This window comes from Micromonospora sp. TSRI0369 (genome assembly GCF_001905625.1).
GTDB classification, from domain to species: domain Bacteria; phylum Actinomycetota; class Actinomycetes; order Mycobacteriales; family Micromonosporaceae; genus Micromonospora; species Micromonospora echinospora_A.
Genome location: NZ_LIVU01000002.1, coordinates 131,114 through 152,963, shown reverse-complemented (window position 1 = coordinate 152,963; position 21,850 = coordinate 131,114). Strand labels below are relative to the sequence as shown.

At 69.2% G+C, this 21,850-nt stretch carries 17 protein-coding genes and 1 pseudogene; 14 read left to right on the top strand and 4 right to left on the bottom strand.

Annotated features, from left to right (window positions below; genetic code table 11):
- Positions 1-378 precede the first annotated feature (378 nt).
- The 3 genes and pseudogenes from AMK25_RS31505 to AMK25_RS33035 form a co-directional block, all read left to right on the top strand.
- Positions 379-1,905, top strand: a complete 1,527-nt coding sequence (locus AMK25_RS31505) for a VCBS repeat domain-containing M23 family metallopeptidase (RefSeq protein WP_198937457.1) — start codon at positions 379-381, stop codon at positions 1,903-1,905.
- A 15-nt stretch (positions 1,906-1,920) separates the two neighbouring features.
- Positions 1,921-2,916, top strand: a complete 996-nt coding sequence (locus AMK25_RS06005; protein WP_043325481.1) for an alpha/beta hydrolase — start codon at positions 1,921-1,923, stop codon at positions 2,914-2,916.
- Between the two features lie 153 nt (positions 2,917-3,069).
- A pseudogene (locus tag AMK25_RS33035) lies at positions 3,070-3,147 on the top strand (type B 50S ribosomal protein L31); the annotation flags it as partial.
- A 155-nt stretch (positions 3,148-3,302) separates the two neighbouring features.
- On the opposite strand, the gene AMK25_RS06000 reads toward AMK25_RS33035, so the two are convergent.
- Positions 3,303-3,950 carry a response regulator gene (locus tag AMK25_RS06000; RefSeq protein WP_069089884.1) on the bottom strand — a complete coding sequence of 216 codons (648 nt, stop codon included), beginning with the start codon at positions 3,948-3,950 and terminating at the stop codon, positions 3,303-3,305.
- A 9-nt stretch (positions 3,951-3,959) separates the two neighbouring features.
- Positions 3,960-5,231, bottom strand: a complete 1,272-nt coding sequence (locus tag AMK25_RS05995; protein WP_041784246.1) for a sensor histidine kinase — start codon at positions 5,229-5,231, stop codon at positions 3,960-3,962.
- Positions 5,232-5,372: 141 nt separating this feature from the next.
- Here AMK25_RS05995 and AMK25_RS05990 point away from each other — a divergent pair, with 141 nt between their 5' ends.
- From AMK25_RS05990 to AMK25_RS05945, 9 genes are all read left to right on the top strand, one after another.
- The gene (locus AMK25_RS05990; protein ID WP_013476112.1) at positions 5,373-6,167 is read left to right on the top strand and encodes a hypothetical protein; all 795 of its coding nucleotides are present in this window, start codon (positions 5,373-5,375) and stop codon (positions 6,165-6,167) included.
- A gap of 733 nt (positions 6,168-6,900) precedes the next feature.
- Positions 6,901-8,325, top strand: a complete 1,425-nt coding sequence (locus tag AMK25_RS05985; RefSeq protein WP_083664647.1) for a PepSY-associated TM helix domain-containing protein — start codon at positions 6,901-6,903, stop codon at positions 8,323-8,325.
- 648 nt (positions 8,326-8,973) lie between these two features.
- Entirely contained in the window at positions 8,974-9,678 is a 705-nt protein-coding gene (locus AMK25_RS05975; RefSeq protein ID WP_030274719.1) for a tryptophan 2,3-dioxygenase family protein, read from the top strand.
- Positions 9,679-9,736: 58 nt separating this feature from the next.
- The gene (locus AMK25_RS05970; protein WP_073827184.1) at positions 9,737-11,008 is read left to right on the top strand and encodes a tryptophan 2,3-dioxygenase family protein; all 1,272 of its coding nucleotides are present in this window, start codon (positions 9,737-9,739) and stop codon (positions 11,006-11,008) included.
- The gene (locus tag AMK25_RS05965) at positions 11,009-12,187 is read left to right on the top strand and encodes an aminotransferase class V-fold PLP-dependent enzyme (protein WP_043325486.1); all 1,179 of its coding nucleotides are present in this window, start codon (positions 11,009-11,011) and stop codon (positions 12,185-12,187) included.
- Positions 12,184-13,215 (top strand): methyltransferase, encoded by a 1,032-nt coding sequence (locus tag AMK25_RS05960; protein ID WP_083664646.1) that lies wholly within the window; start codon positions 12,184-12,186, stop codon positions 13,213-13,215. Before AMK25_RS05965 ends, AMK25_RS05960 begins: the two co-directional genes overlap by 4 nt.
- A gap of 601 nt (positions 13,216-13,816) precedes the next feature.
- Entirely contained in the window at positions 13,817-16,003 is a 2,187-nt protein-coding gene (locus tag AMK25_RS05955; RefSeq protein ID WP_143194694.1) for a hypothetical protein, read from the top strand.
- Between the two features lie 243 nt (positions 16,004-16,246).
- Positions 16,247-17,419, top strand: coding sequence for an IS701 family transposase (locus tag AMK25_RS05950; RefSeq protein ID WP_443189901.1), 1,173 nt, complete (start codon positions 16,247-16,249; stop codon positions 17,417-17,419).
- Positions 17,420-17,692: 273 nt separating this feature from the next.
- Positions 17,693-18,631, top strand: a complete 939-nt coding sequence (locus AMK25_RS05945) for a hypothetical protein (protein WP_083664645.1) — start codon at positions 17,693-17,695, stop codon at positions 18,629-18,631.
- A 40-nt stretch (positions 18,632-18,671) separates the two neighbouring features.
- Here AMK25_RS05945 and AMK25_RS31805 read toward each other — a convergent pair whose 3' ends face one another.
- Entirely contained in the window at positions 18,672-18,920 is a 249-nt protein-coding gene (locus AMK25_RS31805; protein WP_143194692.1) for a hypothetical protein, read from the bottom strand.
- 19 nt (positions 18,921-18,939) lie between these two features.
- Here AMK25_RS31805 and AMK25_RS05940 point away from each other — a divergent pair, with 19 nt between their 5' ends.
- The gene (locus AMK25_RS05940; protein WP_073827181.1) at positions 18,940-19,251 is read left to right on the top strand and encodes a hypothetical protein; all 312 of its coding nucleotides are present in this window, start codon (positions 18,940-18,942) and stop codon (positions 19,249-19,251) included.
- A gap of 99 nt (positions 19,252-19,350) precedes the next feature.
- Here AMK25_RS05940 and AMK25_RS05935 read toward each other — a convergent pair whose 3' ends face one another.
- Positions 19,351-19,761, bottom strand: a complete 411-nt coding sequence (locus AMK25_RS05935) for an SMI1/KNR4 family protein (protein WP_083664644.1) — start codon at positions 19,759-19,761, stop codon at positions 19,351-19,353.
- A gap of 287 nt (positions 19,762-20,048) precedes the next feature.
- Between AMK25_RS05935 and AMK25_RS05930 the strand changes: the two genes are divergently transcribed.
- Positions 20,049-21,845 (top strand): hypothetical protein, encoded by a 1,797-nt coding sequence (locus AMK25_RS05930; protein ID WP_073827180.1) that lies wholly within the window; start codon positions 20,049-20,051, stop codon positions 21,843-21,845.
- Positions 21,846-21,850: the final 5 nt, after the last annotated feature.

Below are 21,850 nucleotides of genomic sequence, written 5' to 3'. Positions count from 1 at the left end.
AGCCGTAGGAGTCTGAGAAATCGATTGCTGGCGAGTTAACTTCGAGGCTTCCACGGTTGTCAATACTTGCGCCCGGCTTTCCCTCCGGGGCAGGAATCTTCGCGGCGGGTCGGCCTGCACGCCGCGCAGCCAGGCCGGGCGGAAGCGACGCTGAAGGAAGTTTTCCGCCGGCACTCACCACCCCGTCGGGTATTGACAGGCTCCGAAGTCTGCGGTTTCACTTCTCCTCAGCGCCACCGTCCCGCCGATCGGGACGCCAGCCGCCCCTCTCTCCGACGCGAACTGTCAGGGCCCGCCCATCGGCGACACCGGCCCCTGGCTCGACACGCCCACGCGCCGCTCCGACAGTGCATCCCTCTTCCGACGAGGAGTCACCGCATGCCCAGATTCCCGACGAGTCCCGCCCGGCGGGCCCTCGTCGCGCTGCTCACCCTGGCCGCGGCCACCCTCACCGCGGTGACGGTCGCCCCGTCACCGGCACTCGCCGCGCCCACCTTCAAGGCACCGTTCCCCTGCGGGCAGCGGTGGACGTACAGCCACCACAGCGCCGAGGTGCGGCAGGCGCTGGACTTCGTCCGCGCCGACGGCGGTGTCACAGGCGGTACGCCCCAGGTGGCGTCCGCCGCCGGAGTGGCCCGGCGCTACTCGCAGCCCAGCGGCGCCGGCAACTACATCGTCATCGACCACGGCGGCGGGTGGACCACCTACTACTTCCACCTCAGCGCCTACTCGGTGCCCGACGGCGCCTACGTGCAGCAGGGGCAGCAGATCGGGATCACCGGCAGCACCGGCAACTCCTCCGGCGCGCACGTGCACTACGAGCAGCTCTACAACGGCGTCGGCCAGGTCATCTCGATCAACGGCGTCTCGCTCGCGCCGTATCCCGGCCAGTACAACCAGCGGTTCCTGGTCAGCGACAACTGCGGCACGCCACCGCCGCCGCCCGCGCCCCGCTATTTCGGTGGTTCGCCGACGGATTTCACCGGTGACGGCCGGGACGACGTGGTCGCGTTCACCCACGGTGCGCTGGCCGACGCGTATGTGGCCACGTCGACGGGTTCGTCGTTCGCGGGCACGTCGGTGAAGTGGCACGACTGGTTCGCCCTGCCCGGAGAGACCCCCCTGACCGGAGACGTCAACGGCGACGGACGCGACGACGCCATCGTGTTCACCCACGGCACCACCGCCGACGTCCACGTCGCCCTGTCCACCGGCACATCCTTCGCCGCATCCGCGAAATGGCACGACTGGTTCGCCCCCGGCACCGAAGTCCCCGCCGTCGGCGACGTCAACGGCGACGGCCGCGACGACATCATCACCTTCACCCACGACACCGACGCCGACGTCTACGTCGCCCTGTCCACCGGCACCTCCTTCACCGGCACCGCCGTGAAATGGCACGACTACTTCTCCATCGCCGGGGAGTTCCCCGCCCTCGGCGACGTCAACGGCGACGGCCGCGACGACCTCATCACCTTCACCCAAGGCCCCGCCACCGCCGCCGACGTCATCGTCGCCCTGTCCACCGGCAACGGCTTCGGGGCACCGCAGAAATGGCACGACCTGTTCGCCGTCGGCGCCGAGCAGCCCCGGGTGGGCGACATCAACGGCGACGGCAAGGATGACATCGTCACCTTCACCTGCAACACCGACGCCGACGTCTACGCCGCCACCTCCACCGGCACCACCTTCGCCGGAACCACGATCAAGTGGCACGACTTCTTCTGCCTAACCGGCGAGTTCCCCTACCTCGCCGACACCAACGGCGACGGCAAAGACGACCTCATCGTCTTCACCAAAAGCACCACAAACGACATCTACGTCGCACTCTCCACCGGCACCACATTCGCCCCCAGCACCAAATGGCACGACTACTTCGGCCTCACCAGCGAAACCACACTCTGAGCCCCAGGAGGAACCATGCCGCACGACCGGAACATCTCCCCCACCGTGAGCCGCCGGCGGCTGCTCACCGGCGCCGCCGCGGTCGCGGCGACCGGCGCCCTCGCCGGCGCCTTCACCGCGCCGTCCGCGGCCAGTGCAGCCGTCAACGGGTACGGCCTGCGCATCGTCGACCGCAACGAGAACGGCGGCCGGTTGCAGTACTACCGTTTCGCCACCGACGCGATCGAGTGGGATCCGGCGGTGAACGTGCTGCTGCCCGACGGCTACCACACCAGCCGCAAGCGTTACCCGGTGTTGTATCTGCTGCACGGCGGCAACGCGGACTTCCGCACGTTCCACCTCCAGGACAACATCATCAACCTCACCGCGGGCCGCGAGATCATCGTCGTCATGCCGGACGCCTCCACTGGCTGGTACAGCAACCCGGTCAGCACCAATGTCGGGCCGCGCAACTGGGAGACGTTCCACATCGCCCAGTTGCTCCCCTGGATCGAGGCCAACTTCCGCACATTCCCCGAGTACAACGGCCGCGCCGTGGCCGGCTTCTCGATGGGCGGCTTCGGGGCCCTCAAGTACACGGCGAAGTACTACGGCCACTTCTGCTCGGTCAGCTCCCACTCCGGGCCAGCCAGCCTGCGCCGCGACTTCGGCCTGGTCGTGCACTGGGCGAACATCACCTCGGCCGCGCTCGACCTCGGCGGCGGCACAGTGTACGGCGCGCCCCTGTGGGACGAGGCACGGGTCAGCGCGGACAACCCGATGGAGCGCATCGAGAGCTACCGCAACAAGCGGATCTTCCTGGCGGCCGGCACGTCACCCGACCCGGTCAACTGGTTCGACTCGGTCAACGAGGGCCAGGTACTGGCGGGCCAGCGCGAGTTCCGGCGAGCGCTCAGCCGGGCTGGCATCCCGCACGAGTGGCGCGAGGTGCCGGGCGGCCACTACTTCCGCCACGAACTGTTCGTCCAGGACCTCGCCGGCATGCTCGGCCGGCTGCGCCGCGCCGGCTGACCCACCGGACCTGCGGCGCGTGGCAGGCCGCCACCAATCCGGCGACGGCCTGCCACGCCCGGTCGGCGGACCGCACGCCGCGCGTCCAAGGGGGCTCAGCCCGATCATGAAGTCATCCTCCGCCACCGCGCCGAGGCTACCGACCGCTCAACACGCCTTCTCGACACGGCGGGCCGGGTCGAGAAGTTCCGCGCCAAGTACGCCCGTCGCGAGCCCCGGGAGCCGCGCTGACCGAGGCGCGCATGCTGCTGCGCGCCGGGTACGCGATGCGCGGCGTCCGTCCGTCCACGACGAGGTTGCTGGTCGAGATCGTGGAGAGGTATCCCCGCCCCTGGTACGTGGTCGCGGCTGACGCGACGCCGGCTGGATACTGCCCAGGTGCGGGCTCAGCGGCCGGGACCACCCAGGTCGAGCCGGTCCTCGCGCACCCGGTCGGCCAACTCCAACTTCGTCCGGGTCGGGCGGCCCACCTCGGCATACTTGCGTTTGACCCGTTCCAGATACTCGCGCGCGGTCCCGTAGGCCACGCCCGCGCGGCGCGCGGCGGCCGCCAGGGTGGCCCCGGAGGCGTACGCGGTGAGCACCGCGCGCTCCTGCGGGGACAGCCGCGGCCGGTCGGCGCGGGCGTCGCGGCTGAGTACGAACGCGAGTTCCGGACTGATCGCCGACCCGCCGGACGCCACCTCGCGGATCGCCTCCACCAGCACGTCCAGGGGATGGCTCTTGGTGAGGTAGCCGGCCGCCCCGGCACCGATCGTGGCCAGCACGCCGTCGGCGTCGGGGACCGCCGAGACGACCAGCACCCGCCCGCCGCCGGCCCGGACACGCGCCACGTTGTCCGCCGGGTCGGATCCGTCGCGCAGGTTGAGATCGAGCAGGACCACCCGGGGCGCGTCCGCACCGCCGAGTCGGTCGAGATAGCCGTCGACCGTGGCGGCGACCTGCACCAGGCGGACGTCCTCGACCGGTGCCAGCCAGGTACGCAGCCCGTCGAGCAGCATCCGGTCGTCGTCGATCGCGGCGACAGTGATCATCCGGCCCTCTCACCCAGCCGCCGACGTCCACGCGCCGGGCGGCCAGCTCATCTCGACGGTGGTGCCCTGACCTGCTCCGCTGTCCACCAGCACCTCGCCGCCGGCCTCACCGATCCGCGCGCGCACCGACCGGGACAACCCTAGCCCTGGCCGGATCCGGTCCGGGTCGAAGCCGCGCCCGCGGTCCGCCACCGTGACCCGCAGCCTCGCCGGGTCCGGATCGTCCGTCCCCGCCGCCGGGCCGGCCACCGTCACCAAGGCGGTCGAGGTGCCGCTGTGCCGGATCACGTTGTTGAGCGCCTCCCGGACCGCGCCGGTGAGCGCTCGCACCACGGCCGGCGGCACGTCCGGCGGGACGTCGGTGACCCGCAGGTGCACCCGCAGGCCGGTCGGCGCCAACTCCCGGATGACCGTGGTGAGCTCGCCGACCAGCCGCATTCCGACCGCGGAACCGGCGGACGCGATCAGGCCACGCAGATGGTCGGCGTCAGCGGCGAGTCGACGCCGCACCACCGGATCACCGGTGTCGACCGCGCCACGGGCGACCGCGTCCAGCGTGGACAGCACGGTGTCGTGCAACATGCGGTGCTGCTGTGCCACCTCCGAGGCGTAGGCGGCGTGCGCCGCGATCCGCTGCCCCGCCTCGGCCAACGCCGCCTCCGCCTTCACCGCCCGTACGGTCGCCCGGTCGGCGCGCAGTGCGGCCTGCCGCAGGGCACCGACCACCAGGCCGGCGGCCGCCGGCACACCCACCAGTGCCAGCAGGTTCCCCGCCGCCCCGGACAGCGCCGCCGGACCCAGGGAGACCGTGGCGTGCACCCCGAGCAGGTAGCCGACCGCCAGCGCGGCGTACCAGGCGAGGGCCTGACGACGCGACAGTGCCAGCGCGACGGTCAGGCCCGCGCCGATCGCGGCCGGCAGGGCCGGATGGCTGAACCCGGTGCCGTGGCCCGGCCGGGTGAGCAGGCCGCCGGCCACGAGGGCGACCAGCGCCACCGTCGCGTCCAGCCCGGCGACCCCCCGGCCCACCGCGCCCTGTCCGTGGACCCACACCAGCACGCCGACCACCGCGAGAGTCTGGACCGCGTACACCGTCACCGCCGCCGGCACCGACCGCAGTCCGGCCGTGCCGCCGGTGAGGACCGCGACCGGCCAGGCGGCGACCTGGCAGATCCGCACCACGACGAACAGCCCGATCAGGCCGGTGGTCAGCGGAATCGCCGGGGAAGGGCCGGGACCGGAGCGGGAAGCGGGCGGAGCGACGGCGGCCGTGGCAGTCATGGCACTCAGCATGCCGGACCGGGCCGGACCGCTGTCGGCAGGACTGCCGACAGCAGTTCGTCCGTCGTGCGGGGGTGCGACCGCACCAGGCATGATCGGGACGGCTCCACCGAATCCTGGTACGACCGGAAGGACAGGCAGATGAGATGTCTCCAGCGGAAGCTACCCGCGCTGGCCGGGATCGCGCTGCTGATCGCGGCGCCCGGTTGCGGCAACCCGGCCGTGCCGGTGAGCGGACCGGACAGCGCCACCCCCACGAGCACGGCTGCCCCGGCGAGCCTGCCGGGCAGCGACCAGGGCGACCGGGTCGAGGTGGACGGCCGGACTGTCGCCGGGGTGGCACCGGGGCTCGGGTTCCCCGCCGGCAGCAAGGTCGACACCGCGTTCGGCGACCCTGGCTCGGCCACGGTGATCCTCACCGCTCCTCCGCCCGAGCAGGTGCTCGCCCACTACCGCCAGGCGGGCCCGCCGGCCGGATACCCGGTGGGCACCGACACCGGTCAGACTCTGCACCTCGACGGACGCGGGTGGACCGTCGAGGTCATCGCCACCTCGCGCGACACCACAGTCACGTTCGCCCGCAACCGGCCGGCCGAGCAGTCGACCGCGCCGCCACAGGCGGAGGAGCCGGCGCTGACCGGCCGGGATCTGGGCGTGACGAACCTGCCGTTCAACTTCCGGTTCCCGCCGGGCAGCCAGGTGCGCGACCTCTCCGACACCGCCGCCGGCGCCCGGCTCACCCTGGTCGAGCCCGACCCTCAGCGGGTACTCGCGTTCTACCGCACCGCCCTGCCCCAGGGATTCTTCGACGTCACGGGCGACCGCACGACCGGCGGGACCACCATCATCACGTTCGAGAAGGACGACGGTGAGTGGACCGGCACCATCGAGGCTACGGACGACCGGGTCACCGTCAGCACGGTCCATCGTCGATAGGACGACCCTTCCGGCGGCCGGCACGTTCCCGTCCGACGGGCTTCGACGACGAACCGGGGCGGTGAAGGGCAACCGTCGGTGGCGTCAGCTGCGGGGGCCCGGACCGGCCACCTGCGTACCCTGGTCGCGCCGTACCCATCTGGCATCCTTCCGGGACACCCTGCGATCGACGAGCGCCAGCACCGTTGCGGGCCGGGCGAGGGCGAGGGCGGTTGGTCGAGCCGATGCTCATGCTCTGGCCTGCGAACGATGGCGTCGCCAGACGGCAACAACCCCCCGATGTGAGCCCGATCATCGATGCACGAGCACCCTATCCGACTGGGGAGTCGAGGAGAACTGGAGCGCTCCGGGTACGCGCTGCCCTCGAACCGGCGGCGTTCGCCACCGGTCTGGGTGTCGTGACCGCACCGCACGGCCGGCGCGTCCCGGCCGGACGGGGCAGGTCCGGCCGGGGGTCACCACGGGTTCGCCGGCGCCACCAGCAGCAGGCCGGTCGCGGGCAGCCCGGTGGTACCGCCCGTGGTACGGCCCGCCGTTGTCGCGCCGGCCTGCCGGGGCCGGTTGGCCTCACCCGGCTCGACGGCGTGCCCACGCTCGTCGTCTTCTGATCGTCCGCGGCCGTGGGCCGCTCTGCCTGCTCGGCTCCCCGCTCGCGCCTGTCCAACGTGTGTCATGCCGACTCGACTGTGAGGATGATCGGGTGCTGCCCGGTGCTCGGGTCTGACTCCTCCTCCTGGTCGCCGCCCTGACCGGCCTGGCGTACACCATCACCCCACAGCTGGACCAGGCCCTCTACGGCGACCAGCTGGCCGTGGCCGCCGTCGGCGACCAGCCGACGACCCTCGCCCAACAGGTCACCGCCGCACGGGCCGCGCACCCCGACGGCACCATCGCCACCGTGGCGCCCGGCGCAGGCGACCGGACCACCCGGGTGGTGTTCTCGCTCGAGAAACTCGGCGACAAGCAGCACACCGTCTACGTCGACCCGTACACCGGCGAGGTCACCGGGCAGCTCACCACCTGGTTCGGCTCCACCCCGGCCACCACCTGGCTCGACGACCTGCACCGCAACCTGCACCTCGGCGAGGTCGGCCGGCACTACTCCGAGATCGCCGCCAGCTGGTTGTGGGTCCTCGTGCTCGGCGGCGTCATCCTGTGGTGGCGCCGCCGCAGCGCCACCCGCGCCCGGACGACACACCTGCTCATACCGGACCTGAGCGCCCGCAAGGGAGTCCGGCGTACGCGGGGCTGGCACGCCACCACCGGTGTCTGGCTCGCGGTCGGCCTGCTGTTCCTCTCCGCCACCGGCCTGACCTGGTCCCGGTACGCCGGCGCGAATTTCGGCGCCGGCCTGGACGTCCTGCGCGCCGGCACTCCGGAACTGTCCACCACCCTCGACGGCGTGCCCCCGCCCGCTAGTGGTGGTGGGCACCAGCACGGTGGGGCGGTGACCGGCACGGCGGACAATCCGGCGTCCTTCGACATCGTCCTGACCTCCGCGCGCGGCGCCGGACTCTCGGGGCCGGTGGAGATCAGCCCTGCCGCGGAGTCCGGCCAGGCATGGACCGTCGCCCAGGTCGACAACACCTGGCCGGTCGCGAAGGACCGGATCTCTGTGGACCCCACCACCGGCGGGGTCACCGACCGCAGCGACTTCGCCGACTGGCCGCTCCTCGCGCGGCTCAGCAGCCTCGGCATTCAAGCCCACATGGGAATCCTGTTCGGCCCGGTCAATCAGATCCTGCTCGCCGCGCTCGCTCTCGGCCTGCTCTGCGTCATCGTCTGGGGCTACCGCATGTGGTGGCAGCGCCGCCCCACCCGCGCCGGTCGCCGCGCACCGCTCGGCGCGCCGCCCGCCCGAGGTGGGGTCCGAGGGCTTCCGTGGTGGGCGCTGCCGCTCGGTGGACCGGTCACCGTGGCACTCGGTTGGGTACTGCCCTGGCTTGGCGTCACTCTGCTCGGCTTCCTCTTCATCGACATCGCCCTCGGCATGCTCACCCGTCGGCGCGGTCGGCCGATACCCCGTCTCACCCGCCCCCGGCCGGTAGCTGACCCCGCACCGCTGTCCGGCCGCCACCGCTGCGGGGCGGCCGGACAGCGGTGGTCGCGTGTCGGTCAGCGGGGCCGGGAGCCGGTCACCGGCGGAATGGCCCGGTGATCTCCGAACCGCTCTGTCCGGTGGTCCGCACGAAGACCGAGATCTTGTCGTCGGGCGTGATCATGCAGATCTCCATGTTCCGGCAGTAACAGCAGGGGTCGGCGCGGCACGGACTGCCCGATCCCTCCGGGCGTGCAGGACCCCTTCGGCGGCTCGGCGCGGGCGACAGCGCCGGACGTGACGGTCCACGCCGTCGTGGTCGTGCCGTTCTCGGCCGTCGGCCGGTAGCGCCCAGACTCGACGGGGAGTTCATAGGTGGCACCGCGAATCCGGCTCCTGCCGCGCCGGCCCTAACCTCGACGAGCACCAGCGCCCGAAGGCCCGGTGAGCACCTGGCCCAGCCAGAGCAGGTCCACCTCGCGGCTGATCAGCAGGGGCGCCGCCACCCCGCCCGCGCCCGGGCCGGCCACATCGCAGCTTTTCCCCGGCTGCATCGGTGGACGGCCTGCCGACCCACCGCACACGTACGGCCAAATCTCGCCCTGCCCAGCCTGACCGTTTTCAAGGGCGGAAAGGAGGTTTTACGCTCTCAGATCGATCGGGTTGAGATATAGCACATTGTCGTTTGCCGTTGCATAATGTCCGCTGCACGCATGGTCGCACCATCGGTTTCCGATGCAGCGACGTCGACCGAAGGGAACCGATTCCGTGAAGCAGGACCACTCACCTGTGCTGCCCGGCGACGGCGCCACGGACTATGCGCGCTACATGCGACTGAACACGCTGCTCGCCCTGCAACGACGGCCGGACGAGATGATGCACCGCGACGAGTTGCTCTTCCAGGTGGTGCACCAGTCCACCGAGTTGTGGCTGAAGCTCATCGCCGCCGAGTTGGCCGAGGCGGTCACCCGGCTGCGCGTCGGCGAGCTGGCGGTGACCGAGTCGCTGCTAACCCGGGCGACGTTGGGGATCCGACTGGTCACCGACCAGCTGGAGATGTTCCGGCACCTGTCCCCGGCCGACTTCCAGGCCATGCAACCGGCGCTGGGCAAGGGATCCGGGGCCGAGTCACCCGGATGGCGGCAGGTCCACGCTATGAGCCGGCAGCTCGGCCGGGCGTTCGCCGAGCACCTCGAAGTCCGAGGAATTGAACCGGCCGCACTGGGTCGGCCGGATCCCGCCGACCCCGTCCAGCGGCTCGCCGAGGCGCTCATCGAGTGGGACGAGCGGGTGTCGCTGTGGCGTATGCGGCACTACCGGGTCGCTCTGCGCGTCGGGGGCCACGATCCCGGCGGCGCCGAGGCGACGATGCTCGCCAAGCTCGTCGGGCACCGGTTCTTCCCTGCACTGTGGCGGGCCCGCCTGAAGCCCTCCGACGGATCCGCTAACGAATCACAGGCCGACCAACGTTGACAATCCTCGTTCACCAGTAATTGTCAATTTTTCCTCACCCACCTGCGTAGCGACCGAAATGTCGAGGTGCGGTTTCGTGCGCGAACTGACGAGTTGGCTGTCCGGCGGCGGTCAGACCTGCCGTTTTCCGTACTCCGCCGTGCTGGCGGAGTTTCACCGGGTCGGTAAACACTTCGTCGAAAAGGAAGTGCTGGCTCTGCTCGACCAGGCCCGTACGCAGCTGACGGTGCCGGCGACCGCGCGGGAGCCGCAGGCCCGGCTGCTGGGTGACTTCCTCGACGTCGCGCTCGATAAGTGGGACGGCCGGTACGACTACCGCAGCTATCTTGCGCTGCGGCTGCTCCGGCTGCCCGGCGGGGGCGACGTCGCCGGCCCGTTCGGTGCGCGACGGGACCGGGACCGGCTCCTCGTTCGCCTGGTCGCCGACGTGCTGGCCTTCGAGTTGACCGCCGCCTCCGGTGCCACCGACCTGCTGCCCGAGCGGCGCCCGAGCCGGGACGTGGTGTCCAAGCGCTACCGGCTCGGCGTGCGGGCCGTGTCACCCGCTCTCGCCCGACTGGGCATCGCCGGGATGGTCCCCGGCCGGGAAGCTGTGGCGACCCCGGACGAGCTGCGGGCCGTCGCCGCCGACGCCGATCCCGCCGGCGAGTTGGTCCTGCGGCTGAGCATGCTGCCAGTCCATGTGTCGCACGACGAGTACCTGTTCATCCGGGTGCTCCAGTCGTACGAATGCCTCTTCGCGGGGGTCGCCGAGGAGCTGCGCGCCACCATCGCCGCCCTGACCGCCGGCCAGGCGGGGCGGGCGACCGAACGGCTGGCGTACGCCCGACAGCAGCTCACCGCCGCCGGGCCGCTGTTCGCGCTGCTGGCGACGATGCAGCCGGAGGCGTTCCGGACGTTCCGGGAGTACACCGCGGGGGCCAGCGCCATCCAGTCCCGCTCCTACAAGCTCATGGAGTCGCTGTGCCGCACACCCGAGGGGTCGCGATTGGACTCGGCCGCGTACCACCAGGTCCCGGAGGTACGCGAGCTGGTGCACGCCGGCCAGCCGTCGATCGACGACGCGTTCCGGGCGGCGGTGCGTGACGGCCTGCTCGCCGCGCCCGAAGGCGGGCGGGTCGAGGAGGAGATGCGGTCGTTCGCCGCCGCGGTATTCCAGTGGCGGCGCACGCACCACCGGCTCGCGACCCGGATGCTCGGCCCGCGGGCCGGCACCGGCTACACGGAGGGCACGCCCTATCTGGCCGCCGCCCGATCCATCCCGGTCTTCACCTCCGTCGCCTGCGAGCCCCGACCCGTCCCCCATCGAGCCGACCAGAGGCAGCCCTGAGTGAGCCCACCGCACCGGAACTCCGACCTCGATACGCCCGAGTGCCTCGACGCCAGCGCGCACGCCGCACTGCGCGCCGAGTTCCCCCTGCTGAGCACCGGCGTCTACCTGAACAACAACTCGACGGGCGCGGTGCCGCGAGGCGCGGAACAGGTGCTCACCGGCTACTGGCGGACGCTGCGGAACTGGCGGGACGAGGTCTGGCAGGACTGGCACGCCGGCCTCGACCGGTACGCCGACTCCGTCGCCGCGTTCATCGGCGCACCGCCGGGCAGCGTGGTCACCGACGCGAACCTGAGCACGCTGCTCGCCCGGGTAGCGTCCTGTTTCGACTATCGTCCGCCGCGGAACCGGATCGTCACCACCGATCTGGAGTATCCGACGGTGCCGTTCATCTGGAACGCGTTCCGTCGGTACGGCGCCCGGCTCGACGTGGTCGGCTCGGGCAGCCCGCGGTTCGACGAGGACGCCGTCGAGGCACGGATCGACGAACGCACGCTGCTGGTGTGCATCCCGCACGCCAGCTTCTCCTCGGGGGCCACCGTCGACCTGCCCCGGCTGGTGCGGCGCGCCCACGACGTCGGCGCGCTGGTGGTCGTTGATGCCTTCCAGAGCGTAGGGGTCATGCCCATGGACGTGACGGCGCTCGGCGTCGACGTGGTTCTCGGCGGCGCGCACAAGTGGCTCTGCGGAGTCGGCACTGCCTTCCTCTACGTGCGCCCGGGTCTGGTGCCGCAGCTGGAGCCAGCGGCGACCGGCTGGCAGGCCGGTGACCGGGCCTTCACATTCCAGCCGTCGACAGGCTGGGCCGGTGGGGCCCGACGGTTCGCCGGCGGGACGCCGTTCCCCCTGACCTCGTTGATCTCCCAGGTCGGCCTGGATCTGCTGGCCGGGGTAGGTGCCGGCCCGATTCGACGGCACTCGCTCGCCTGCACCCAACGGATCCTGGAGCGGGCCGCGGTGGCTGGCATCGACGTGGTCAGCCCGACCGAGCCGCACCGGCGCGGTGGCGTCGTGTGCCTGGACGTCGCCGACGGCGAGGCGGTCAAGCGGCGGTTGGTCGCTCGCGACATGGTCTGCAGCTGGCGGGGCTACCTGCGGGTCGGCCCGCACGTCTACAACACCCTCGACGAGATCGACACGTTCATGGACGCCCTGGAAGAGGAGCTGAAACGGTGAAGGTCACGCTGTCCCCACGCGCGCTGATGAGTCTGCTCGCCAACGGGCCGAAGGCCATGGACGTGCTGGAGACCGCGCTCGGCACGGGTCTGCTCGACGCCTTGGAGCCCGGGCCGGCGAGCCTCGGTGAGCTGGCCGCCCGCTTCGACGTGCGGCCCCTGCGGCTCTACAAGTTCCTCGACTGCTTGGAAAGCCTCGGTGTCGTTGAGCGCAGCGAGCCAGGTGACGACATCGCGATGGCAACGTACCGTGCGGTACCCGGCCTCCGGGATGCCGTCATGGCGGTCGTCGGCCCCGGTGCTGTCGAACGTGACCGGGACCGTTACCCCTGGCGGTTGCTGCACGGCCGGCTGGCCGAGAGCCTGCGCGGCGAGGTGAGCATGAGCGACGACGACTTCGCCTGGCCTCCGAAGACCGACGAACAGACCGCCGACTTCGAGCGCAGCATGGCCGTCGGTCTCGGTCCGGTGATCGAGACGATGCATCGCAACGCCAGCCGGCTGTGGTCGGACCGGCGCCGTCTGCTGGACATCGGCGGGGGTGACGGCACGCTCGCCGCGCACATCCTCGACGACGTGCCTGGGTTACGGGTCGACGTGTACAACCTGCCGGCCGTGGCTCCGCTGGTGGAGGCGACCCGGACCCGCACCGGGCATGTCGACAGGCTGGGTTTCGTCGGCGGCGACTTCTTCGCCGAGCCGCTGCCCTCGGGCTACGACGCCATGGCGTTCGTCCGGGTGCTGCACGATTGGCCGAACGACGTCGCCCGCCGGCTGGTCGAGAAGGCGTACGCGGCCCTCGAACCGGGCGGGCTGCTGGTGATCTGCGAGGAGTTCCGCACCCCAGACCGCCTGGCGATGCAGTTCTTCTGGAGCTACTTCCTCATCGGGGTCGACAGTTGCGTCAGTCGGCTGCGGGAGGTGGAGTTCTACACCAGTCTGCTCAAGGAGGTCGGCTTCGACCGGGTGGCCGTGCTGCCCGGCGGCTGGGAGCTGGTCTGCGGGCACAAACCGGTGGCCGAAGCGTGACCCGCCCAGCCGGCGTGACGGTGCGGGCGTGGCCGCACCCGCCGCAAGTCGTCCCGGGCTCACCGTTGCCGGCCGGCGCGCCCGTCCCTGCGGCCGTGACGGCCGATCCGTCCGCCGCATCGGCGCGGAGCTCGGTGTAGCGCACCGCCCACCGTTTCGCCGTCGGTCAGACACGTCCAAGCGCTGTGCGGCACCAGCGACTCCGGCGATACACCTAGGTGAGCGCGTGCACCAGTGCGGTCGCCGCTCCGGCCAGGAGGGCCACCCCCGCGCCGGCACCGACGACGGGCGCTGCCTTACTGGGAGCCGGTGATGCTGGTGGCGGCTGGGCTGATCCGTTCGACGAGCTGTGCGGCTGTCGCGATCACCTCGCGCTGGTGGGGCAGGAAGGGCTCGGCGGTGTACCCGGCGACGAAGATAAATGCACGGCTAGAACAGGGCCGAAGGGTGCAGCTAGTTCGCCGTAGCGCTCGGAGCGTCGCGGCGCCGGAACGGGTGCACCTTCGGTCGGCCGACGACCCAAGTCGCCTGATAAGGCGATGATGGACTGGCTCAAGTGGTCCAGGATGGACTCCACATTGGCGACCTGAAGGCGGGTGACGTGAGCACCAAGGCGGGCAGCCTCACCGCGGACCTAATGGGTCTTGATCCTGAGTCTTTCGCCCTCGGGCTGCTGCGGGAGCGGCCGGACAGCTTCCGCCAGCCCGAGGAGTCCTACCCGGACCTAGCGAGGGCGGCCGCCGGGCGTACTGACGAACTCGCCTTGAGGCTCGCTCCGGAGATCGCCGCGTGTCGTGCCGCCGACGCCGCAGCGTCGTTCACGGCTCAGCGGCGGTACTGGGCTCCCGCCCTGACCACAATCGGCGGGTTGGTCCTAGCCCTCGCCTCCTTCATTACCTGGATCCTGGGCAAGGGAAGCCCTTTCGGGTGGGTCGCGGTCGTTCTCGCTGCGATCGCTGCCGTCGCGGCGGCCCTTACGATGACCGAGTACAGCGCCGCCCAGCAGCGTTGGACGGCCCGGCGCGACAAGTACGGACTGCTGGTCGACGCGTTTGAGGATGCTGTCGCCGGCCTTCTGCGCAAGATCATCCTGGAGCGTAGTCCCGACGAGAAAAAGTACGGTTCGCTGTTCGATTCCCGGTTCGCGCCGACGTTGGTCGGCATCGGCATTGAGAAGGCCACGTCGTCGGCCACCTACCTCGACCTCGTCCGCTTCATCGCCGACCATCCGACGTCGGCGATTGGGATCGCGGGACCGCGTGGGGTCGGCAAGTCGACCATGATGCAGCAGCTCATCGTCCGCGACCGTACCTCGCTCGGCATCCGGGTCCCGGCTCCCAAGCGGTACGAGCCGGGCGAACTGGTGCGCCTCATCCACGGCACCCTGGCCCAAGTAATTCTGCAACCAGGCGCGGGTACGTACGTGTCGACCACGCCCGCTCGCGGACGCCGGAGCCTACTGGTCAACGTGCTCAAGGGATTCCTGTTCGCTGTCGCCCTGGTCGCACTCCTCTTCTTCTGGTCGGAAGAGCGGAGCAGTTCGTCCGGCGCTTCCGAATGGAAGGTCAGTACCCTCACCGTGTTCCTGTTAGTCGGCTTCGGAGCATGGCTCGGCCTTTTCCTCCGATCGCTGTGGCGTGTCCTCGTGGACCTCCGGCGGGGAGCGGACGCTCCGCTTCCCTGGCCAATGACCTCGGCGGAGGAGCTGCGACGGCTGGCCCGGGCCGAGTTGGCGTATCTGCACTTCACCGAGACCACGCAGGCAAAGAACGGCGTCCGGCTGAAACTAGGGCTGTTCACGCTGGCCGGCGAGGACCAAGTTAGCGTCGCCGAACGAACCGCTACCGAAGCCGACGGTGTGGAGCGGTTGCGGCGCTTCCTGCGCGCGGCAGTCCGCGTGACCGGCAGCCAGGTGATCATCTGTGTCGACGAGCTCGACAAGATGGACAGGCCCGAGGACGTCGTCGCCGTCGTGAACGGCATCAAAGACCTCTTTCACGTCCGGTCGGTACACGTCCTGGTATCGGTTTCCACCGATGCCATGCACAGTTTCGCCGCCCGCGGGGTCGTGGTGCGCGACGTCTTCGACTCGGCGTTCGACGAGGTCGTCGAGGTCAGCCGCCTGACTTACCGGGAGTCGGCGGAACTGCTCGCGCTGCGGGCCACTGACTTCTCCTTCCCCGCCATGTACTTCTGCCACACCTGGTCCGGCGGACACCCGCGGGATCTGATCCGGGCGGCACGTGCGTGCGTCACCTATCGGGCGGGACAGAGAGAGGATGGCGGAAAGGCCCGGCGCGTTCCCCTCGCCGAGGTAGTCGACGCGGTCCTCGCCGACGACGTGTTCGCCATGCTCCGGGCGGTGATCGAGAAACTGCGGTCGGAGGACACAACCACGACCCTGGTGCCGGACGTCATCGCCTTCCGGGACCTGTTGGAGGAGCAGGACGGCCCCCTGCACCTCCGCCTCCGGGCCGCGATGAACGTCGCGGACCTTCCGGTCATCGAAGGGCCGGCGTCCGAAGCGACCATGCTGGTGCGGACCCTGTCGCCGTATCTACGGCTAGCCGCCCTGATCAGCGAGTTCTTTGCTCCCGCGCGTCCACCATCCGACTGGCGGTTCGATTCGGCGCCGGACGCACCCGCCACATCAATCCGGAACGCGATCGACGACCTCGCCCGTGCGCGGGTAGCGATGTCCGGCCATCCCCTAGAAGCCGAGCGCGCGACCCGGCGGGCGGCCGCAGCGGTGGCGGCCACGTCACCACCGACCGCTGCGGCGCGGTAACTCGTCGGGCGGGCCACATCAATGGCGAGCCAGTACCCTCACAAGTTGCGCCACCTGCAGAGCCTAGTACTCCAGCCGCACTTTCATGATTCAGAGTTTCAGCAGCTCAGCGGCATGATCGACGTCCGGGTTATGTCGTCCGCGTAGCTGCGGATGTCGATGCTATTGGACGGATGTGTGGCTTGGTCGCACCGTCTGTCTGTTGTGGCCGATCGTACGGGGCAGGCTCCCGTGCTTGTGTTGATCGATGAGATCGTGGGCTGGCGGGCGGGTTTGGATGATCTGCTGGCGCGGTTCGCGCACCGTTTCGGGCGGGCGGAGCCGCGCCGACAGGCGCTGGCGTACCTGGTCGGGTTGCTGTCGCCGTTGGCGAGCAAGAACGGCTGGACCCTCGCCGAGGCCGCCGGAGATACCACGCCGAATCGGATGCAACGGCTACTCAACAAGTCTGCGTGGAACCCGGACGCTGTTCGCGACGACCTGTTCGCCTACGTGGCGGAACATCTCGGCCATGACGACGGGGTGTTGATTGTCGACGAGACCGGGTTCCTGAAGAAGGGGGTCAAGTCGGCTGGGGTGCAGCGTCAGTACTCGGGCACGGCCGGGCGGACGGAGAGCTGCCAGCTCGGGGTGTTCCTTGCCTACGCCGGCCCGCAAGGGCGCGCCCTGGTCGACCGGGAGTTGTATCTGCCCCGCCGCTGGTGCGACGATCCCGCCCGCCGCACCGAAGCCGGCATCCCCGCCAGCGTCGGGTTCGCCACGAAACCCGCGCTGGGGCTGCGGATGCTCGAACGCGCCGTCACCGCGGGCCTACCAGCGAAATGGGTGACCGCTGACGAGGCATACGGGCAGGACTCGAAGTTCCGGACGTGGCTGCAGCAGCAGCGCATCGGTTACGTCCTGGCCGTGCCCTGCAACCAGCGGGTCCCGACCACGGTGGGCAGTTCCCGTCCGGATGTCCTCGCCGCGAACGCGCCGGCACTGGCGTGGAAGCGGCGCAGTTGCGGCGCCGGCGCCAAAGGGCCGCGACTCTACGACTGGGCCGTGGCCTCCCTGCCCGGCACGGTTGACGGCTACGGCCACTGGCTGCTGATCCGACGCAGCATCACCGGCCCCACGGACCTGGCCTACTACCTGTGCTTCGGCCCCGTAGGCACCCTCGACGAGGACCTGATCCGCGTGGCAGGGACCCGTTGGGCGATCGAGGAGTGTTTCCAGACCGCCAAGACCGAGGTCGGCTTGGATCACTACCAGGTGCGCCGGTACGACGCCTGGTACCGGCACATAACTCTCGTTCTGTGCGCCCATGCCTACCTCACCGTCACCGCCGCACAGGCCAAAAAGGGGGCACCGAATCCGATGACGGCCTCATTCCGCTCACCCTCGGCGAGGTCCGCCGTCTCCTGGCACACCTGATCACCACCACCCGACCCTTCGACCACTTCCATCGATGGTCACGATGGCGACGACGACACCAGTACCGCGCCAAAAGAGCCCACTACCAGCGAAGACTCCAACTTCACCAGGTGCGGCTGGAGTACTAAAGGGCTCCACGCCTACGATCGCGTGCGAGTGACGCGTAGCGCAGGGCGAGGCTGTCGGATTCGTGACGGCAACCCGGCAGGGCGTTGCGACGCGCCTACGCTGGGCGCACGTTTCGTCCGGCGACGCTCCGGAAGGAGCCGTTTCATGCCATCCCTCCTCGCCACCGCTTTCCTCGCGGCCGCCTTGACGGCAGCACCCACCGCCGCCGCGCCTGCCGCGCCCGGCGCTTTGGCTGGCTATCGCATGGTGGACCTCGGCACCCTCGGCGGGGAAAGCAGCTACGCCAGCGCAATGAACAACCGCGGCAACGTGGTCGGCCGCGCCCAGGCCGCCGACGGCACCTACCGCGGGTTCCTCTGGCGCCACGGCCGGATGATCGATCTCGGCGCCTTCCACCCCGTCGACGTCAACGACCGCGGCCAGGTCGTCGGCACCCGCGACGACGGCTCCGGCGGGTACGTCTGGCACCGCGGTGTCCTGCGGCCGCTGGGCGCCCCGTCCACCGTGCCCGTGGCGATCAACAACCGCGGCCAGGTCCTCGGCCGCACCGACGCAGGCCCCGTCCTGTGGACGAACGGCCGCGCCCGGCCCTTGGCCCTCGGCGAGGTGTCCGACGTCAACGAGCGCGGCCAGGTCTCCGGCGGGGTGTCCGTGCCGGGCGGCTTCCACGCCGCCCTGTGGCACAGTGGCCGGGTCACCGACCTCGGCGCCGGCCCCTTCGACCGCAGCAACGCCTACGCCCTCAACGATCGCGGCTGGGTGATCGGCTGGCAGTTCTCGGCCGAGCAGTTCGAGCGCGGCATCCTCTGGCGGCACGGCCGCGCTCTGGACGTCGGCACCCTCGGCGGCAGCTTCACCCAGCTGCGGGCGATCAACAACCGCGGCGAGATCCTGGGCAGCTCCCAGGCCACCGACGGAAGCGTCCGCCCGGCGCTGTGGCGGCGCGGCGTCCTGCACGACCTCAGCCTCGCCGGGGTCAGCACGGACGGCGAGGTCGTCGACCTCGATGACCGCGGCCGCATCGCCGCGACGATCCGCCCGGTCTGGGGTGTCAGCCGCGCGGTCGTCTACCACCCGCGCTGACGGGGCCGGTCCCGGGCGGGTGACCGGTCGCCCGCCCGGATTAGCCAGCAAGAAAGGAGTGCAGCACGCACTGCGCGAGGTGCAGCGGTCCCTGGTCGAGCGAGGGCTTGTAAGGTCGACCGGCCGAAGGGTACTGATGCCGGTCCTGCTGGTGACGCTGCCGCCGCCGTTCCTCGCGCAGCTGGTAGCGCTTGAGGTAGTTGGCGTTATCGAAGGACTCGTGGGCGTCGTAGCTGTCGCAGGAATCGCCGTCTGGTTCATGCCTCGACGGGCGGTCCGGATCCTTCAACGTATGTCACGCTCCGGCGGTGACGATCACCAGGCCCATGGTTGCCGGAGCGGTCGTTGCCCTCACCGGGCACGGCCTTGCTGTTGGGTTCACGATCGCCCTGGCCACCGCCGCTGGTGGCGCCCCGAATGCAGACTTGGACGCCGGTGGCAGGTTCGCGGCGCTCTTCTTCGGCGTACTCACGTACGGCATCGCCCAGCTGGTGCTGCTGGGCAGCTGCTTCGCGCTGTCCGGACGGCTCGGCCGTCGGTCATCGTCTGGCCTCGTAGCTGGCTGGATATTGGGACTGGCCACGAGCCTGTCCTACCTGTGCGGCGGGTTCGGCACCTAACGAATGCCCGACCACCTGCACGCCATCACGCATACGGCAGGCGCGACCGAACGCTGCGCCCGGTCAGCGGCAGAAGAGCAAAGGGATCTCTCGGCACAATCAGATCCCGAGGCGTTCGATCAGCATCTCGATGTTGGGCGCAACCTCGATCCAGTCCGCCGCTGTGCTGAGGTAGATCACCGACGGTGCGACCGACGAAGGTCTGTAGTCCAACGCAAACGGCCGGTCAGGTCCGAGGTCACCGATCAGGAGAGACCGGTCGGGATCCACGTCGCCGGGCGGGCTCTGCCGGTCCGGTTGACCGAGGTAGAACCCGCGATAGTCCTCAGAGATGTCATCGAGCCAGCGCCTGTTGGCCGTCATCCGACTCAAAGGAAGGAACTGCGGCGCTACGGCGTCATCACCGAAGACTTCCCGATACGTCGACGACGAGCGGTCTGGAGCTACCCACCGACCCTGCTGCAGCACCAGGAGCAGCGCAGACGGGGCCGACAAGCTGTCAATGATCATGTAACTATCGTCGGTGCTCCGAGCAGTCCCCCACAAGACATCGACGCACACCACCAGCGGCAGAAGAGGAAGCCGAACGCAGCAGTGTGCACCGACGGCAGGTGGCAGCCGTTGACAGCCGCTTAAGTCGACAAGCTGACAATACTGCGCATGACATAGGGCACTATCGTCGATAGCCTCCACTCACGCCATAACGGGACGCTAGCTCTCGCCTTGGCGGTTAACCCAGTTTGAAAGCAGATGTAAAGTTGGCGAAAAATGCGCAAGAGCGGTTCAGGGGCCAGTTGATGCTCCAGATCTCAGCCGGCCGGTTCTTCCGCGCTGGCATACCCATAAACGAGCACCTCCACCGGCACGCCGTCTATAGCAATGGCTGGCTCATCGAGTCCGTCGCAGTAGAGTTGCCCGTCGGAACCATTATCGGCTCCACCGGGATCCATGACATCTCCACCATCATGATCGAAGCAGTCGATCGGCTCGAGGCACAACGGCCAGATGGCACGAATGAATTCATGGTGGCGACCGGAGGATACGAGCTCGTCGATGACATCGCGTACGTGATGACTTTCGTCCTCAACCTGACCTTTTGTCGCAACCACGATCAGGTTCGCAGGCTGGTGACTCGCGTTGGCGGCGTTGGCCGACGTGACGGTGCCGCTAGTTTGTTTCCAGGCCTGTTCGACCCGCGGCAGGTTATCCAGCCCTCGGATTTGAACGAAGTGAAGCGATTTATGGACGAGTTGATCGCCCTTGGTCGCGAAGATTTCGCCCGCGTTATGCGGGTCATACGCAATACGGTAGACGCGACCCGGCGCGCCATTGATGACTCTACGGGCGCATATACTGACCTCGTCGCCGCACTGGAGTCCCTCGGAGACGAACACCTTACGACCCCAGCCAGTTGGGACCGTTACGAGGGCAGAAAGCGAAAGATAATCGACGCTGCGCTAAAAGGTCAAGAAGAGTCATTTGCCGATAGGATGCGAGTTGCGGTCCTAGAAGCTGACCGCGTCGGCCTTAAACGCCGGTTCGTATCGTCGACCCTGGCGCGGGTTTCGTCGGCATACTACCGCGGCGAGGCGGTCGGCCAGGGGCACCCGCCACGGTCCGCAGACCTTGAGCGGCTACTCGGTGTCGCATATGACATTAGATCCAAGAGGAGCCATGTTCTTGAGGACCTGGGCGACGAAGCTTGGGTATTCACCGACGGAGCCGAAACCGTCTTCGAGCCCAATTTTAGCCGCATATTAACCCTCGCTGGCCTTTGGCGGTTGGTCCGGCATGTTGTGCGCCAGTTCGTCGCCGATGCGCCTAAGGTAGCGCCCGAGCCTTGGGACTACCGCAACGCGCTTCCTGGGATAATCCGTGCGCAACTCGCCCCACAGTATTGGGTCTGGCAGGCGGACGGTTTCGATAGCAAGACCGCAGAAAACTGGTTTAATGGTGTTGTCGAAGCACTTGTTGCCCACATCTCAGGCGATACCCGCGAAGGCATTGACCTGTCGCAGGTCATCGGCAAGATTGAGAATCTTGCTCCGAATTTACCCGACGGTGGCTCAAAGACAGCCATGGTCGCCATTTACGCGCTTTGGCACGAATGGGTAGAACCTAAGGAGCGCAGTCCTAGCGCCGCAGCCTTCCTCGACTCCCATCAGGAATGCTTGGAGGCCCCCTCTCCGACTGCCTTCACGCTCGGTCTGCTGTCGAATCGCAGGCGTCCCGCTTGGAGCGCAGACGAGTGGGCTGAGCTCGCAATGACGCGACGAACTGCTCGAATCAAGGGCAAGGAAGCCCCTCTGCCCGCAGCCGTCGATGCCCTGCTTCAGCTCGAAGCCGCTGATCAGTTGGAGGCGGTGGGACGGCACGCCGAGGCTGTACGTTTCGCGTCTAACGCTGTCGAAGAATTTCCTGGGAATGAGGATCTCCTCGCCTGGGAGAGGCGACTGATCGCAGGCGACCATGATCCTGCCTTCAGCGTTCATAAATTTCTTTTCGGCAAAGAGCCGAAGGAGGCGCCCGCAAAGGAAGAATCGACCATCGAAAGCGTGGAAGCCTCGACCCCCGAAGAGTTACAGCAGGAATAAGCCCG

What these genes read in the sequence shown, in the direction of transcription:
- AMK25_RS05930 (WP_073827180.1), top strand. Translation starts at nt 20,049, where the DNA reads ATGCTCCAGATCTCAGCCGGCCGGTTCTTCCGCGCTGGCATACCCATA.
- AMK25_RS05945 (WP_083664645.1), top strand. Translation starts at nt 17,693, where the DNA reads ATGCCATCCCTCCTCGCCACCGCTTTCCTCGCGGCCGCCTTGACGGCA.
- AMK25_RS05995 (WP_041784246.1), bottom strand. Translation starts at nt 5,231, where the DNA reads ATGACTGCCACGGCCGCCGTCGCTCCGCCCGCTTCCCGCTCCGGTCCC.
- AMK25_RS05970 (WP_073827184.1), top strand. Translation starts at nt 9,737, where the DNA reads ATGTCGAGGTGCGGTTTCGTGCGCGAACTGACGAGTTGGCTGTCCGGC.
- AMK25_RS05990 (WP_013476112.1), top strand. Translation starts at nt 5,373, where the DNA reads ATGAGATGTCTCCAGCGGAAGCTACCCGCGCTGGCCGGGATCGCGCTG.
- AMK25_RS06000 (WP_069089884.1), bottom strand. Translation starts at nt 3,950, where the DNA reads ATGATCACTGTCGCCGCGATCGACGACGACCGGATGCTGCTCGACGGG.
- AMK25_RS06005 (WP_043325481.1), top strand. Translation starts at nt 1,921, where the DNA reads ATGCCGCACGACCGGAACATCTCCCCCACCGTGAGCCGCCGGCGGCTG.
- AMK25_RS31505 (WP_198937457.1), top strand. Translation starts at nt 379, where the DNA reads ATGCCCAGATTCCCGACGAGTCCCGCCCGGCGGGCCCTCGTCGCGCTG.
- AMK25_RS05935 (WP_083664644.1), bottom strand. Translation starts at nt 19,761, where the DNA reads ATGATCATTGACAGCTTGTCGGCCCCGTCTGCGCTGCTCCTGGTGCTG.